At 32.0% G+C, this 17,022-nt stretch carries 16 protein-coding genes; 15 read left to right on the plus strand and 1 reads right to left on the minus strand.

Going from position 1 to position 17,022, the window contains the following annotated elements; genetic code table 11:
• Positions 1-73 precede the first annotated feature (73 nt).
• A complete protein-coding gene (locus JNO63_RS04825) occupies positions 74-3,058 on the minus strand; it encodes a transglycosylase domain-containing protein (RefSeq protein ID WP_203127368.1) in 2,985 nt (994 codons plus the stop codon).
• Positions 3,059-3,196: 138 nt separating this feature from the next.
• Between JNO63_RS04825 and hflX the strand changes: the two genes are divergently transcribed.
• The 15 genes from hflX (at position 3,197) to asnS (ending at position 16,998) form a co-directional block, all read left to right on the plus strand.
• Positions 3,197-4,435: a GTPase HflX gene (gene hflX / locus JNO63_RS04830; RefSeq protein WP_203127369.1), complete on the plus strand. Its 1,239-nt coding sequence runs from the start codon at positions 3,197-3,199 to the stop codon at positions 4,433-4,435.
• Positions 4,410-5,045 (plus strand): YigZ family protein, encoded by a 636-nt coding sequence (locus JNO63_RS04835; protein WP_203127370.1) that lies wholly within the window; start codon positions 4,410-4,412, stop codon positions 5,043-5,045. Before hflX ends, JNO63_RS04835 begins: the two co-directional genes overlap by 26 nt.
• Before the next feature lie 8 nt (positions 5,046-5,053).
• Positions 5,054-5,788 carry a YebC/PmpR family DNA-binding transcriptional regulator gene (locus JNO63_RS04840; RefSeq protein WP_203127371.1) on the plus strand — a complete coding sequence of 245 codons (735 nt, stop codon included), beginning with the start codon at positions 5,054-5,056 and terminating at the stop codon, positions 5,786-5,788.
• On the plus strand, positions 5,788-6,591 hold the full coding sequence (lgt, locus tag JNO63_RS04845; protein ID WP_203127372.1) for a prolipoprotein diacylglyceryl transferase: 804 nt from the start codon (positions 5,788-5,790) through the stop codon (positions 6,589-6,591). The genes JNO63_RS04840 and lgt overlap by 1 nt, the downstream gene beginning before the upstream one ends.
• A gap of 131 nt (positions 6,592-6,722) precedes the next feature.
• Positions 6,723-7,136, plus strand: a complete 414-nt coding sequence (mraZ, locus tag JNO63_RS04850; RefSeq protein ID WP_203127373.1) for a division/cell wall cluster transcriptional repressor MraZ — start codon at positions 6,723-6,725, stop codon at positions 7,134-7,136.
• 1 nt (position 7,137) lies between these two features.
• A complete protein-coding gene (gene rsmH, locus JNO63_RS04855) occupies positions 7,138-8,058 on the plus strand; it encodes a 16S rRNA (cytosine(1402)-N(4))-methyltransferase RsmH (RefSeq protein ID WP_203127374.1) in 921 nt (306 codons plus the stop codon).
• A gap of 1 nt (position 8,059) precedes the next feature.
• Positions 8,060-8,449, plus strand: coding sequence for a hypothetical protein (locus JNO63_RS04860; RefSeq protein WP_203127375.1), 390 nt, complete (start codon positions 8,060-8,062; stop codon positions 8,447-8,449).
• 1 nt (position 8,450) lies between these two features.
• Positions 8,451-9,401 (plus strand): phospho-N-acetylmuramoyl-pentapeptide-transferase, encoded by a 951-nt coding sequence (mraY, locus tag JNO63_RS04865; RefSeq protein WP_203127376.1) that lies wholly within the window; start codon positions 8,451-8,453, stop codon positions 9,399-9,401.
• Positions 9,398-10,723 carry a UDP-N-acetylmuramoyl-L-alanine--D-glutamate ligase gene (gene murD, locus JNO63_RS04870; RefSeq protein ID WP_203127377.1) on the plus strand — a complete coding sequence of 442 codons (1,326 nt, stop codon included), beginning with the start codon at positions 9,398-9,400 and terminating at the stop codon, positions 10,721-10,723. The genes mraY and murD overlap by 4 nt, the downstream gene beginning before the upstream one ends.
• Positions 10,720-11,805, plus strand: a complete 1,086-nt coding sequence (gene murG, locus JNO63_RS04875; RefSeq protein WP_203127378.1) for an undecaprenyldiphospho-muramoylpentapeptide beta-N-acetylglucosaminyltransferase — start codon at positions 10,720-10,722, stop codon at positions 11,803-11,805. The genes murD and murG overlap by 4 nt, the downstream gene beginning before the upstream one ends.
• A 1-nt stretch (position 11,806) precedes the next feature.
• Positions 11,807-12,637 carry a cell division protein FtsQ/DivIB gene (locus tag JNO63_RS04880; protein ID WP_203127379.1) on the plus strand — a complete coding sequence of 277 codons (831 nt, stop codon included), beginning with the start codon at positions 11,807-11,809 and terminating at the stop codon, positions 12,635-12,637.
• A 31-nt stretch (positions 12,638-12,668) separates the two neighbouring features.
• Positions 12,669-13,784, plus strand: coding sequence for a cell division protein FtsZ (ftsZ, locus tag JNO63_RS04885; protein WP_203127380.1), 1,116 nt, complete (start codon positions 12,669-12,671; stop codon positions 13,782-13,784).
• Position 13,785: 1 nt separating this feature from the next.
• The gene (gene nrdR / locus JNO63_RS04890) at positions 13,786-14,259 is read left to right on the plus strand and encodes a transcriptional regulator NrdR (protein WP_203127381.1); all 474 of its coding nucleotides are present in this window, start codon (positions 13,786-13,788) and stop codon (positions 14,257-14,259) included.
• Positions 14,260-14,300: 41 nt separating this feature from the next.
• Positions 14,301-15,620 (plus strand): replication-associated recombination protein A, encoded by a 1,320-nt coding sequence (locus JNO63_RS04895; RefSeq protein ID WP_203127382.1) that lies wholly within the window; start codon positions 14,301-14,303, stop codon positions 15,618-15,620.
• Complete coding sequence (gene asnS, locus JNO63_RS04900) at positions 15,610-16,998, plus strand: asparagine--tRNA ligase (RefSeq protein ID WP_274379862.1); 1,389 nt, start codon at positions 15,610-15,612, stop codon at positions 16,996-16,998. The genes JNO63_RS04895 and asnS overlap by 11 nt, the downstream gene beginning before the upstream one ends.
• The last annotated feature ends 24 nt before the right edge of the window (positions 16,999-17,022 follow it).

The raw sequence follows: 17,022 nt of genomic DNA on the forward strand, positions 1-17,022 counted from the left end.
TTGGCATGAAAAAAACCCCTCAATCCATATTCCGGATTTTGGGGTTCAGCTCAAATTTTCAGCTTGTTTTTTATTATCTATTATGACCAGGAATGTTTACTTCATTTGGTATGACTGGTTGTTCCTGACCTTGATTCCTTCTGTTTTCACGATTTGGATTTACTTCCGTATTTGTATTTAAGTTAGTATCATCATTTTCCTTTTGTTTAGGATCATCAGGATCATCTTCTTTTTCTTCGTTTTCTTCTTTATCATCCTCATCTTTAGTGTCTATTTCACTTGGTAGAGGTGGTACATATATTAGATTTGAATATTCTGTTGGGGCTCTATATTCCCAGTCCCTAGGATATATGTTGTTAAACTCTTTAGGATCATAATTACTTTTTGGATTTAAATATGAAACTTGAGCTCTAGCCCAGCTAGGCGTTACATTTGAAGCCAATAAGTTATTTCTAGTATCTATTGTAACTAATGTATGGACATCGTCTTCTTCAGTTGGTGTATTTTTTGGTCCAAATATTTCTGTTTTAACTGTGCCTCGAGTATCCATATAAGATAATTCTGTTGGAAGTTTACCACTCATTGTATCGACTTCCATTTCTACAATGCTACTTGGTCGTTCAAATTCTCTTATATCATAACCATCAAGAATTTGATTGTTAACAGTATTCCACATTCTGGCAGCTCTTTCAATAGAGTTACCATTCATTCTTATGCTTTGATCATCAGCACCCATCCAAATACCTACTGTATAATAAGGAGTATATCCTACACACCAGAAGTCTACATAGTCATCAGTAGTTCCCGTTTTTGTAGCAAAATCTGTACCGTTTAGATAGATATTTCCATAGTATTCTCCTGTTGATTGGAGGGCGGAGGTAATTTGATAAGCTGTTTCCTCACTAGTTACTTGGTGTGTAACAACATTATCTTGATCAAAAATAACTTTTCCGCTAGAATCCTCTATTTTTGAAAATGTAAGGGGCTCTTTATATTCACCTTTGTTTGCAAGTGCTGCATAGGCTGCAGTCATTTCTAGATTTGTAAGACCATGTGTCATAGCTCCTACACCTAGAGCAGCTAGATTTTCATCGTTTGTTTGATTATTCTCATCTGCACTTACAAAGTTATCATTACCGTCTTCTTTAATTATTCCAAAGTTCTTTAGATACTCTAAACTTGTTGGTATTCCTACTTCATTTAGAGTACGTACAGCAATTGTATTTATAGATCTTTCAATTGCTCTTCTAATTGGAACAAGACCTTCATAGTAATCATAAACATTTTTTGGCCAAGCTTCATCATCTTTATTCATTATTAGTGGTACGTCATCGACACCAGTGGCTAGGTTAAATCCATTATCCAAAGCTGGAGTATAAGTAGCAATCGGTTTTATGGATGAACCAGGCTGACGTGGTATTGCTGATGCTCGATCAAGCAATCTTACCCCGGATTGATCACGACCACCCATGATTGCTTTTATATGTCCTGTTTCTTGGTCAATTACAACTGAGGATGATTGTGGTTGGATGACTCCATTTAGATCTATATCGTAAAAATCTTTATTTATTGAAAAAGTTTCATCATCATAGTAGGTAAATAAATCAGGATTTTTTTCTAAATAGTCTTTTGATATTACTATGTTGTTTTCATCATCTAGTTTAATTTCCTCATTAGAAGAGAATGATATAAATCCAGATTTATGTGTACGTAAGTTTTTATTTTCTTCATCTAAAGAATAATAATTTCTAAATATTAGTTTAGTTTGATCTAAATATGCTTTGTTAGTAGATAATACAATATTTCCACTTTCATCAAACCAAGCCTCATCATTACGTAATCTAATATCATTATTTTCATTTAATAGATTTGATTTGCTATAGTATAATAAATTACCCTCACTATTTACAATATTTCCATAATCATCATACCTTAAATCAAGTAGGGGAGCGGAGTTCCATCCTGAAGTGTCACCCATAAGATATGAAGAAAAATCTGCATATATATCTTCAAGTTGTTTTTGCATATCAGGGTCTATTGTAGTGGTTATCTTAAGACCACCATAATAAAGTCTATCCCAAGCTTGATTTTCACTCATGTTATAGATTTCCATTAGCTTATTTACAACTTGTTTTTGAAGGAGGGAGTTAAAATAACTAGCTATTTCAGTATTTCTTCTCTCAGCTGGTACAATAGATCCAGCAACATCAAATGCTTTTGCTTCGTCATATTCTTTTTTTGAAATGTAACCATGTTCTAACATCTTATCTAGAACATACATTTCCCTGTCAAAAGGAGCTTGGTTAAATACTGCTGAGTAACGCTCGCCCTCGATGCTAAATTCTCCCAAAACTCTTTGATCAGTTACTTCACTAGTTTTAATTGCTTTGTACAATGAATTTTCTGATGGGGATTGGACTATCCCTGCAAGGGCTGCACATTGAGCAAGATTTAAATCTGAAACATCTTTATCAAAATAAGTTCTAGCAGCTGCCTGGACTCCATAAGAGTTTTGCCCCATAAATACACGATTTAAGTAGGCTCCAAGTATTTCATCTTTACTTAGATTTTGCTCGATTTCTAGAGCTAGATAAATTTCTCTAATTTTTCTTTCGTAAGTTTGATCGTTATTAAGGTAGGTATTACGAGCAAGCTGCTGGGTAATAGTTGAACCACCGCGGACTATGCCGCCTGCCTTAAAGTTTTCTACTGCAGATCCAAGAATAGATTGTGGGTCAAGTCCAGGGTGATTATAAAATCTTTCATCCTCAACAGCAACAAAAGCATGTTTTAGATATTCTGGAATTTGGTCATAATCAACAATCTCCCTATATTCATTTGTAGCTATCGAATCTACTTCATTTCCATCTTCATCCACTATAGTAGAGTTTTGGCTCATTTCATACTTTATAATATCAGCATCAATTTCTGGAGCGGTTTTCATTACTTCAAGTATTGCACCACCACTCATGCCGGCAAAGACAACTCCTATTGACATTAATATTAGAAAGAAGATTAAAATAAGCTTAAGCACTATAGAGCTAATCTTTTTAACCATTCTGCCTCCTAAAATTTTATATCTTAAAATTAAACAGTTATTTATACATTTTAACATTTTTTTACCATTTGTTCCATAAAGCCTATTCTTTATAAATTTTAACATTAAACGTATAATCAACTTAAAGAAGGGAAGTTTATGCAAGAAGTTATACAAGTAAATGTCTTAAAAAGAGACGATGATGAAGAAAACAAAATTTATGAATTAGAATCATTAATCAATACAGCAGGGGCAAATAGTGTAGCCTATGTAAGCCAAGTAGTAGAAAAGGTAAATCCACGCTATTACATTGGTAAGGGGAAAGTAGCTGAAATTAAAGATTTGGCAGAAAAACTTAATGTTAAAACAGTTATCCTTGATGTAGAGCTTTCAGCAAGTCAGCTTTATAATCTAGAAGAAGAACTAAAAGTCCATGTTGTAGATTGGACAACTTTAATATTAGATATTTTTGCCCTAAGAGCAAATACAAAAGAAAGTCGATTAAAAATCAAATTGGCCCAGCTAAAATATCAATTACCGCGCCTTAACAAATGGTTTTCTTATCTATCCCGTCAGGCAGGGGGTATAGGAACAAGAGGACCTGGAGAAACCATGCTTGAGACTGATAGGCGTGCAGTTGTCCGTGATATAAAATCACTTGAGCGTCAATTAAAAGATATTGAAAAAACAAAGAAAATTAATAGGCAATCTAGGAAAAATATTACAAATATTTCTCTATTAGGTTATACAAATGCAGGAAAATCTACTATTTTAAATGGAATGATGCATCTATATGGTCAGGAAAAGTTTGTTTATTCAGATGACTTGTTATTTGCAACACTTGATACATCAACTAGAAGACTAGATTTTTCTAATACAAAAGTTACTTTAACAGATACGGTTGGTTTTATAGATAATTTATCAGATGAACTTAATGATTCATTCTTAACAACATTGGATGAAATAAGATTTGCAGATATGCTATTAATAGTCATTGATTCAAGCCATAACATAGAACATCAAATTCAAGCAATAGAAACGGCAATATCTGATATTGATATGGCTAAAAAACAAGTCTTATATGTATTTAATAAAATGGATAAGGTAGAAAATGAGTTAGCCATTAAATTATTTAAACGCGATAACGAAAGGATCTATATTTCTGCTAGGAATGATGAAGATTTAGAACGCCTAAAAGAAAAAATAGTTAGTTTAATAAAAGAAAATTATCAAAATGTAAGTATGCATATTCCATTTGAAAATGGTGATATACTTGATTATATGATGACTAATTACGATATTTTAAATACAGAATATGATGAAAAAGGAACAATTATAAATTTTGAAATTTCAAAAGAGGATATGAAAAAATATGGGAAATATATCCGAAGCCTATAAAACAATTAAAGGCACCATTCAAAGTGAATTTGAAGAAGAAAAATCACGATTCATAACAACAATCTCCCATGTAGAAAGCGAAGATGAAGCAAATGATTTCATAGCTAAAATCTCAGAAAAATATAAAGATGCCACCCATAATTGTACAGCTTTTATAATTAATGAAAGACCAGTCATTAAACGATATAATGATAACGGCGAACCGCAAGGATCGGCTGGTCTACCTATGCTTTCAGTTTTAGAAAAGGAAGAACTTACAAATGTATGTGCAGTGGTAACTAGATATTTTGGAGGAAAGTTACTTGGAAAAGGTGGCTTAGTTCGTGCCTACGGCAGGGGCGTTAGTGAAACTTTAGAAAATAATATTATTTACAAAAGACCGTTTTTTGTAGTAGAATTAATTCATTCTTATGAACTACTGGGTATTATAGAAAATTATATAAATGAAAAAAAATTCCAAATCATAGATAAGGAATATACTGATAAGGTAAAAATATCATTATATATAAGAGAAGAAGATTTTGAAAAAACAAAATCTGATTTAATTAATTTGACCAGTAGTAAGATTAAAATAACAAATGATAAAGCAGTTATGCTTTTTAGCAAATAGGAGGATTTATGTCAGGACATAATAAGTGGAGTAAGATTAAAAATAAAAAAGGAAATGAAGATGCTAAAAGAGGTAAAATTTTCACCAAGCACGCTAGAAACATTACAGTAGCTGCAAGACAAGGTGGAGACAATCCAGATTATAATCCAGCATTAAAGCAAGCGATAGACAAGGCAAAATCAGATAATATGCCAAATGATAATATCGACAGAGCAATTAAAAAAGCATCTGGAGATGGAGCAGGAGATAATTTCTCAAGAGTTATATATGAGGGATATGGTCCAGGTGGGGTTGCAGTAATTGTAGATTGCCTAACAGATAATGTCCAAAGAACTGCTCCAGACGTTCGTCATGCCTTTGATAAAAATGGTGGAAACCTCGGAACAGACGGATCAGTTATGTTCATGTTTGATCATAAAGGTGAAATTTTAGTTAACAATGAAGGTAAAGATTTTGATCAATTTATGATGGATGCACTTGAAGCAGGAGCTGATGATGTATCAGAGGAAGACGAATATTTTGAAGCTTTAACCAGCATAGAAGCATATAACGATGCAGTAGAAAATCTAAAAAATGCTGGCTACAAAATTGAACGCTCTGATATATCATACATTGCTCAAAATGACATAGAAGTTGATAGTGAGCATCACGCAAAACTTGAGAAATTGATTGATACCCTTGAAGATAATGATGATGTTCAAGAAGTATACACAAATTGGGATCAACCTAGTGAGGAAGAATAATGGAATTTAACTTTGATCCGGTAGCTTTTTCTATATTTGGAATAGAGATACGTTGGTATGCAATAATTATAATTGCAGGATTACTTTTAGGAACTCAATTTGCAAAAAAAGAATTAATCAGACGTGGTTTTGATGAAGATTTTATATATGATGTATTATTCGTAATAGTTCCTATCGGTATAATAGGAGCTAGGTTGTGGTTTGTATTATTTAAATGGGATTTCTATTCACAAAATCCTATGCAAATTTTAAATATCCGTGGAGGAGGACTAGCAATCCATGGTGGGATAATATTTGGGTCTTTGGCATTGTATTTTTACTGTAAAAAACACCTGGTGCCATTTTTAGATATGACAGATATTTTGACACCATCACTTGCACTCGCTCAAGGTATAGGTCGTTGGGGAAACTTTATAAATCAAGAGGCCCATGGCGGTCCGACAGATCTTCCTTGGGGAATAATAATTGATGGAGTAAAAGTGCATCCCACTTTTCTCTACGAATCTTTAGGGGATCTAATTATTTTCTTATTTTTAATAAATGCTATTAAAAAAAATCCTGACAAGGGAAAAATCACAGCATCTTACTTGATAAGTTATGGGATATTAAGATTTTTTGTTGAAGGATTAAGAACTGATTCTCTATATTGGGGACCACTCAGAACTGCTCAACTGATTTCAATACTATTCATAGTAATGGGCATAGCTTTATTTATCTATGCAAATAAGAAAAATCTCCCACCATATTTTAGACCTAAGAACATCAAAAAAGAGAAAGAGCCAAAGATTATTAAATTTCAATAAGTAAATGTAAAATTTAAGCAAAATTATAGACAAAATCGGTTAGAAATAACCGATTTTTTTGTTTGATTTTTTATCGTTTATGGTATAAAATGATTATAAAGTGGATTAAAGTGGTGAAAGGTGGTAAAAAATTGTTTTTAGGCGAGTTCACTCATAAATTAGATTCTAAAAATAGAATAATGATGCCGAGTGAATTTCGTGATGGATTATCAGAAGAATTTTTTATCACAAAGGGACCTGAAAACTCTTTAGTAATTTATACAAAAGAAGAGTTTGAAAGACAAAGTAAGAGACTTGATGAGCTTGTTAATGAAAATAAAAAAAATAGGGCCATCAAGAGATTATTTTTCTCATCCACTATCAAAACAAGCCTTGATAAACAAGGCAGGGTTTTGCTAAACAAAAATTTGAGAGACTATGCCCATATTGAAAGTGAAGCTATGATTATTGGCAACAATTTAACAATTGAAATATGGGATATGAACCAATGGCAAGAATATATAAATGAAGTCGAGGTGAATTTATCCGACATAATGGATGAATAATATGGAATTTAAACATATATCAGTACTAGCTGATGAAGTAATAGAAAATTTGAATATAAAACCGGATGGAATTTATGTAGATCTTACCCTAGGAAAAGGCGGACACAGTAAAAGAATTTTGGAAAATCTATCAGAAAATGGTAGATTAATTGCCCTAGATCAGGATAAAGATGCGTTAAATGCCGCAAAAGAGAATCTATCAGACTTTTCAAATGTGTCTTATGTAAAGAGTAATTTTGAAAATATAGATAAGGTCTTAGATGATTTAGGAATTAGTAAAATTGATGGTGCTTTGATGGATATAGGTGTCAGCTCGTATCAGATAGATAATGCAGAACGTGGATTTTCATATATGCATGATGGACCTTTGGATATGAGAATGGACACAAGCAATGAGTTAACAGCAGAAAAAATCGTAAACGAATACTCTTTGGATGAGCTTCAAAAAATATTTTCCAACTATGGGGAAGAAAGATTTTCAAGAACCATAGCTAGAAAAATAGTAGAAACTAGAGATGAACAGCGAATTGATACTACTTTTAAGCTAAGAGATTTGATAAATAAATCTATTAGGTCAAATGAGGCTCATCCTGAAAAAAGAGTTTTCCAAGCACTAAGGATTGAAGTTAATAGAGAATTAGAAGTTTTAGAAAATACACTCGATAAGATTATCGACCATCTAAATGTAGATGGTAGACTATGTGTGATTACATTTCACTCACTTGAAGATCGTATCGTTAAAAATACATTTAAAGAACTGGAAAAAGATTGCATTTGCCCACCTGGATTACCTGTTTGCGTATGTAATCATAAGGCAAAAATAAAAATAATTAATAAAAAACCAATCATAGCAGGAAAAAAAGAACTAAAAGATAACTCTAGGTCAAAAAGTGCTAAACTTAGAGTTTGCCAAAGGATTTAATATGGCTGAGAGAATTGAAAGGCAAAAGATTGCCCAAAATAAAAATCACAATAGAATAAGGCTTAAGGTTAAGGAAGATCCTAAAAGAAGAAAGAAGAATATCAAAGTCCAAAGAAAAAAGGACAGGAGATTCAAGTTAGTAATTAGTTTTCTAACTCTTGCAGTAATTCTTACACTCGGGTTTTTCACTTTCACAACTAGAAATGAGCTGATTGCAAAACGTAACGAATACAAGGAACTATCAAGCGATGCAATTAGCAAAGAATTAAAAAGAGATAGATTAAAAGCAAAACTAGAAAATACAGTGGACTTAAACCGCATTCAAAGGTATGCTTTAGAGGAACTAGGAATGGGGTACGAGAAAAACGGAGCAGAAAGAATAGATAACTAATATGGATCGAATATTTAAAATAATTATTGCAAGTATAATTTCAACAATAGTCTTAGGATATGCAATTTTGCCAATCTTAAAAAATATGAAGATTGGTCAAAATATCAGAAAAGAAGGACCAAAAAGTCATTATCAAAAAGCTGGAACCCCTACAATGGGGGGCATTATCTTTTTAATAGCTTCATTTTTAATGACTCTAATTTTTGTTCCCTTTAATATGAACACAGCAATCCTCCTTCTAGCAACAGTAGGTTATGGTGCTATCGGATTTATTGATGATTTTAGAAAATTGGTACTAAAACAATCAGAGGGGCTTAAACCTAAAGAAAAGATAGTTTTACAATTTGGGCTTGCAATACTTATAACAATATTAGCTTTTATAAATGATAAAGAAAGTGTTACAACTTTAACAATACCATTTTCAAATTATAGCTTGCCAGTAAGTATTTTAGGTTTTCCTATATTGGTTTTTATAATAGTTGGAACTACTAATGCAGTAAATCTTACCGATGGGCTAGATGGACTTGCGACAAGTGTATCGCTTCCAGTATTTATTTGCTTATTCTTACTAGCAACTACTGATACAACTAGGATGTTTTCAGTAATTCTATTTGGATGTTTACTAGGATTTTTATACTTTAATTCCTATCCAGCCTCTGTATTTATGGGAGATACTGGATCAATGGCAATTGGTGGAGCCATAGTTGCTCTTGCAATTATAGAAAAAATGTCAATTTATCTAGTGATTTTTGGTGGAGTTTATGTTTTGGAAACTTTATCAGTTATTATCCAAGTATTATCTTATAGACATCGCAACAAAAAAAGAGTATTCTTAATGACTCCAATTCACCATCATTTTGAATTAAAGGGTTATAAAGAACCTCAAATTGTATCAGCATTTAGCATTGTTTCAGTTTTATTGTGTTTAGTAACATTGGTGGCAGTATTATGAGAAAAATTTTAGTTTATGGACTAGGTGTAAGCGGCATATCTACAGTAAAAACTCTTTCAAAAATGGGATATGATGTTTATACTTTTGATAAAAATAAAGAAAAAGTTGACGAATTAAAGGGCTATGATTATAGCCCTATTTCTCTTTTTGATATCTTTGATATTGAATATGAATGTGTAGTAAAATCTCCAGGAATAAAACCTAGTGATGAAGTCTTACAAAATTTAGCGAAAAAATATGAAATTATAAGTGATATTGAACTATCATATAGACTTTTCCCTGATAAAAAAATTCTAGCAGTGACAGGTACAAATGGTAAAACCTCTACTACATCTATGATTACTCACATATTAAATGAATCGGGTATAAAAGCTATCTCTGTTGGTAATATAGGTGAAGGCATATTGTGGCAAATGTATAACAATGATGCGGTCTTTGTTGAAGAGCTTTCATCTTTTCAACTTAAAAATACATATGATTTTCATCCACACATTGCATCAATTCTAAATATTACGGAAGATCATTTGGATTGGCACAAGGATTTTGATGATTACATCAATTCCAAATTAAATATTGCAAAAAATCAAAGTGACAAAGACTATATTATCATTAATAAAAATGATGAGATTCTTCAAAAAAATAAAAATAGATTTAAAGGTCAAATTTATGAATTTTCTTCTGGTGGCTTAGTAAAAAAAGGGTTATTTTTAAAGGAAAACAAAATTTTTTATATAGATGAAAAAGAAAGCTATCAAGTTCTTGACACAAATGATTTGAAAATTATTGGAAGCCATAATTATGAAAATCTAATGGCAGCAATGCTAGAGTGTTATTTCTTTGGCTTAGACTTTAAAAAAATTACTGAAGCTAGTAAAACTTTTGTATCTATTGAACATAGACTAGAATATGTCGATGAAGTAAAAGGTATAAAAATTTATAATGATTCAAAAGCGACAAATGTTGATAGTGCAGTAAAAGCTATAAAAAGTTTTGATAATCCGATAATAATTATAGCTGGTGGCTATGATAAAAAAATCGATTATAGTGATTATGTAAAAGAATTTAAGAATAATGGCAAGCTTATGATAATTATGGGTGAAACCAAAACGCAAATTCAAAATCTTTGCGAAAAATTGGATGTAAACTATATTTTGGCTGAGGATATGGATGATGCAGTTAAAAAAGCACTAGAGCATGCAGAATTAAATGATACAATCTTGCTATCACCAGCTAGCGCTAGCTGGGACATGTACCCATCATATGAAGTACGTGGAAAAGATTTCAAAGAAAAAATTGAAAAATATAAAGGAATGATAAAATGAATGTAATTATTTCAGGTGGAGGAACGGGCGGACATATATATCCTGCCATTGCTATCGCTCAAAAAATCCAAGAAAATATCGAAAATGTAAATATTTTATATGTTGGGATAAAGGGCGGACCTGAAGAAGCCATTGCAGAAAAATACGGCTACAAATTTGCTCCAATCGAAGGGATGGGCATGCCAAGAAAAATTAATAAAAGGTTTTTCAAATCAATCTCTGCAAACCTAAAAGGTTTTAAATCTGCAAGAAAAATTATAAAAGAATTTAAACCAAATCTTGCAATTGGTACTGGAGGATATGTTTGTGGACCTATTATTTACCAGGCTGCTAAACTAAAAGTGCCAACCATAATTCATGAGTCAAATTCTTATCCAGGCATTACATCAAAATACTTATCTAAAAAAGTAGATTATTTATGCATTTCTTATGCTGAAGCAATTAAACACTTTAAACACAAAGAAAGAATAGTAGTGACAGGAAACCCAGTTAGAAATAACTTTTCTAATGAATTTAGTAAAGATGATTTGGAAAAACTAGGTATAGATAAGTCACTGCCAGTGGTATTTTCATTTGGAGGATCAAATGGATCAGCTTCAATGAATAAAGCTGTCAAGGAAATGGCCGGACATTTGCATGGAGATTTTTATTTACTTCACCAAACTGGTAAAAGAAACTATGATAATTTTATAAAGGACTTGCCAGACAATAAATATCTAAAAGTATTTCCTTATATAGACAATATTGATTTGTTTTATGCAGTAAGTGACTTGGTGATTGCATCTAGCGGGGCAATGAGTCTTGCGGAAATATCAAGTGTAAAAAAACCTTCTATACTCATTCCAAAGGCATATACAACTGAAAATCACCAGCAATTCAATGCCGAAACATACGTAAAAAATGGTGCTTCGCTTATGATTTTAGAAAAAGATTTAAATGGTAAAGTTTTGTGTAATAATATTATGAGCATCATAAGTGATAAAGAAAAACTAAAAGAAATGGGAGAAAATAGTGGCAAGCTAGCTCAAGACGGAGCAAGTGATGCTATACTAAAGCTAGTTTTAAAATTAATTGAGAAATAATATGCAAAATTCAAACGACGACAGATACTTTAAAAAAGATGGAAGAACAGTAAATAAAAAATATATTGCAAAAAAACATAGTAAGAAAAAAGAAAGTAAATTATTTAGTAAATGGTTTGTATTTTTTCTAATTATGCTTGCCTTAGCATCTATCGTATATAGTATTTATGTGCATAGCTATATGAAAATTTCTGAAATTTATATTACTGGAAACAACATAACACCTGATACAGAAATAATTGGACAGATAGGAAATCCAATTGGTGAAAATATTTTATTATATAATGCAAAAGAACACGAGCCAAATATCAGCAAGATGACCTATATAGAAAATGCTAGTATAAAAAAAGTTTTTCCAAATCTATTAAATATTAATGTTGAAGAAGATTATCCATTATTTTTTCAAAATAGTGAGGGGAAAAAATATTATATCTCTAACAAGGGTACATTACTTGGGGAAAGTCTCAAAGATTTTGACGAATCTTTATTAAAAGAAATAAAAGGAGCAAATCTTAGAAAAAATATTGGAGAAAATTTTACTGGATCTGAAGCAAGTTTAAATTTTATTAGAGCAATTCAGAAATTTTCGTATTTTAACGAAGTAAAACAATTAAATTTGGAAAATAAAGCTGAAATTGGTATAATGATAAATGATATAGATGTGAAATTCGGTGATTTGAACGACATAGACTATAAGCTTAAAATTTTAGATAATATTCTAAGTGATGCTAGGGAAAAATCTATTACTCTTGTAAGTATAGATTTGGGCAATGGTGAAAATCCCACTGTCAAAGTCAGTCCTGAATCATATAGTGAAAATCTAAATTATTAAAAAAACATCAAACTAGAACACGGGGGAAGATATGGCAAATATTAACATGGAAATGGATGACAACTCTTTAGCAAAGATAAAAGTTATCGGAGTTGGTGGTGGTGGAAACAACGCTATCAGTCGAATGAGAGATAACGGATTATCAGGAGTTGAGTTTGTAGCTGTAAACACAGACTTACAAACACTACAAGAATCAAATGCGGACTTAAGATTACAAATTGGTGAAAAATTAACAAGAGGACTTGGTGCTGGTGCAAATCCATCTGTTGGAGAAAAAGCAGCAGAAGAATCAAAAAATGATATCACAGAAGCTTTAAAAGGTGCTGATATGGTATTTATCACTGCTGGAATGGGTGGTGGTACTGGTACAGGTGCAGCTCCAGTTGTTGCAGGTGTTGCAAAAGATATGGATATCTTAACAGTTGGTGTAGTAACAAAACCATTTACTTTTGAAGGTAGAAAAAGACAATCACAAGCAGAAGCTGGTATCGAAAGACTTAAAGAAAATGTGGATACACTTATTACAATCCCTAACGATAGATTGCTTCAAATAGTTGAAAAAAGAACATCAATGGTAGATGCCTTCAAACTAGCTGATAATGTACTTATGGATGCTGTAAGTGGTATTTCTGAACTAATTGCTATACCAAATGTAATCAATCTTGACTTTGCAGACGTTGAATCAATTATGTCTGATCAAGGTATAGCTCATATGGGTATTGGTCGTGCTAGTGGAGAAAATAGAGCTGTTGATGCTGCTAAGGCCGCAGTTAATTCACCACTTCTTGAAACATCTATTGAGGGGGCAAAAGCAGTTTTACTTAATGTTACTGCTGCAGAAGTTGGTCTTATGGAAGCAAATGAAGCTGCAGAGCTTATCCGTGATAATATCGATTCTGATGCAAATATTATCTTCGGTGTTGGATCTGATGAGTCTATGGGTGAAGAAATCAAAATTACAGTTATTGCAACAGGTTTTGATAATCAAGGCAGACCTAGTTCATCAAGAACAGCAGAGATGAATGCTCCAACTAGAAACTCTAGATCAGAATATGAATCACAATCAAGATCTGCTCGCCCAGCTGAAGAAAAAAGAAAAAGCTCAAATCCATTTGACGATATAGATTTACCAGATTTCTTAAAATAATATGAAATGCCCGTATTGTCATTCAAATAACACAAAAGTGCTTGACTCAAGAACCACTGAAGATGATACAGCTATAAGACGCAGAAGAATTTGTGAAGATTGTAGCAAGAGATTTTCGACCTATGAACGCTATGAAGACATAACAATCATGGTTATAAAAAAGGATGAAACTCGAGAGGCTTATGATCGATCAAAAATCATAAATGGCATTGTAAAAAGCTGTCAAAAAAGACCCGTGTCTCTGGATCAAATTGAGCAAGTGGCTAAAAATGTGGAAATTAAAATTAACCATACAGACAAAAAAGAAGTTACATCGACCTATATCGGTGAGCTTGTCATGGATGAGCTAAAGGATTTAGATCCTGTGGCATATGTAAGATTTGCCTCAGTTTATCGAGAATTTAAAGATGTCGATTCATTTTACAATGAAATTATAAATTTAAGAGATAAAAAAGATGCCAGTATTGAGCAGTAGTTGCTTATAGCTGCATCTTTTTTTATACTAGAAAGGCTAAAATGGATTTATTTGAGTTAAACAGACAAAGAGAATTAGAAAAATCTGCACCCTTGGCAGATAGATTAAGACCCAAAAGTCTTGAAAATTATATAGGTCAAGAACACTTGGTAGGGGAGGGAAAAATCATAAGCCGTATGATAAAGGCTGATAGGATTTATTCAATGATTTTTTATGGACCTCCTGGTGTAGGAAAAACCACCTTAGCAAAAATCATCTCTGAAACTACCCACATGACCTATGAGGAGCTGTCTGCAGTAACAAGCGGTATAGCAGATGTAAAAAAGAAAATAGAAATTGCAAAAGATAATTTAAAATATGAAAACAAAAAAACTATTTTATTTATTGATGAGATACATAGATTTAATAAATCTCAACAAGACTATTTATTACCTTTTGTCGAAGATTCAACAATTATTCTTATAGGAGCTACTACAGAAAATCCATATTTTGAAGTCAATAAGGCTCTTATTTCTCGTATGTATGTTTTTGAATTAAAATCATTGAATAAAGATGACCTGGAAAAGCTCATTGATATGGCAATTACTAAAGATCCGATTTTACAAAATAAAAATGTAAATATAGATGAGGACGCCAGGGAAATTTTGATTAAATATTCTAATGGAGATAGTAGGGCTCTTTTAAATGCCTTAGAAATTGCTATATTTTCAGAAAATGAGAAAGATGGTAAAATAAATATAGGCAAAGATACAATCGAAAATTCTATTCAAAAAAAGATTGCAATCTATGATAAAAAGGGCGACAGACACTATGATACCATCTCAGCGTTTATTAAATCTATGAGAGGATCAGATCCTGATGCTGCCCTTTATTATTTGGCAAAAATGCTTGAATCTGGTGAGGATATAAAATTTATTGCCCGTCGTATGATTATTTTTGCATCAGAAGATATTTCAAATGCAGATCCATTTGCTTTGGTACTAGCTACTAGTACTTTTGATGCCATAAATACTGTCGGTATGCCAGAGGCAAGAATTATCTTGGCACAGACTGTTACCTATTTGTGCTTAGCTGACAAAAGCAATTCTACTTATCTAGCTATTGACAAAGCCATACAATTTATAAAAGAAAATCGTGACAAAGAAGTGCCAAATAAACTAAAAGATGCCCATTACTCTGGCAGTAAAAATTTAATCCATGATAAGTATCTCTACCCACATTCATTTGGCGGATATGTAGATCAGGATTATCTGCCTGATGATTTTGTGAATGAAAAATTTTACCAAGCCTTAGATATTGGGCATGAAAAAGAACTAAATGAAAAACTTAAAAAAAGGAAGGATGGAACTAATGAAGATTAGAGAAATTTTAAATGATGTTGATTCATATTTAGAGAAGGAAGTTGTGGTAAATGGTTGGATTAGAAATTCTAGATTTGGAAAAAATGTAGGATTTATCGAACTAAATGATGGTAGTACTTTCAAAAATTTACAAATTGTAATTGGGACTGATGCTCCTAACTATGAAGAGCTTTCTCATCAATTCTTATCAACAAGCCTTGAAGTAAGTGGAAAACTAGTTGCCACTGGTAATAATAAAACTCCATATGAAATTCAAGCAAATGAAGTTAAAGTTTTAGGTGAATCTTCAGATAAATTCCCTATCCAAAAACAAAGACAAACACTAGAATACATGAGAACAATCCCTCACCTTCGTCCAAGAACTAATACTTACAGAGCAGTATTTAAAGTAAGAAGCTCACTAGCATTTGCCCTTCACCAATTTTTCCAAGAACGTGGTTTTTTATATGTAAACCCACCAATTGTAACAGGATCAGATGCAGAAGGTGCTGGAGAAATGTTTAATATAACAACAATTGACCCAAGTGATGCTCCTATGAATGATAAAAATCAAGTAGATTATAACAAAGACTTCTTTGGTAAAAAATCTTATCTAACAGTATCTGGTCAATTAGAGGCAGAAGATTATGCTCTTGCATTTGGAGATGTATATACTTTTGGTCCAACATTTAGAGCAGAATTATCAAATACACCAAGACATGCTGCAGAGTTCTGGATGCTAGAGCCTGAAATGGCTTTTGCAGATTATAATCAAGCAATGGATGTTGCTGAAGATATGATTAAATATGTAATCGACTATCTACTTGAAAACAACAAAGATGAAATGGAATTTTTCAATAGATTTATAGATGAAGAATTATTTGAAAGACTTGACCAAGTAAGAAATAAAGAATTTGCTAGGGTAACTTATACAGAGGCAATTGAAAAACTAAAAGAAAGTGGCCAAGACTTCGAATTCCCAGTTGAATGGGGCATGGATCTACAAACAGAACACGAAAGATACTTATCAGAAGTTATTGTAAATGGTCCAGTATTTGTAACTGATTATCCAAAAGATATTAAGGCTTTCTACATGAAAAGAAATACTGATGGTAAAACAGTAGCTGCTTTTGATATGCTAGTACCTGGAGTAGGAGAGCTAATAGGTGGCTCTCAAAGGGAAGAAAATATCGATGAACTTCTAAAATCTTTTGAAGAAAATGGACTTAAAGAAGAAGATTATCAAAATTACTTAGATTTAAGAAGATTTGGTACAGTAGTACATTCAGGATTTGGATTAGGATTTGAAAGAGCAGTTATGTATGTTACAGGTATGAAAAATATCCGTGACGTAATTTCTTATCCACGATATGTAAACGCACTTTCAAGCCAAAACTAGGAGATATGATGACAGAAAATTATT

This window comes from Anaerococcus sp. mt242, assembly GCF_016798225.1.
Classification (GTDB): domain Bacteria; phylum Bacillota; class Clostridia; order Tissierellales; family Peptoniphilaceae; genus Anaerococcus.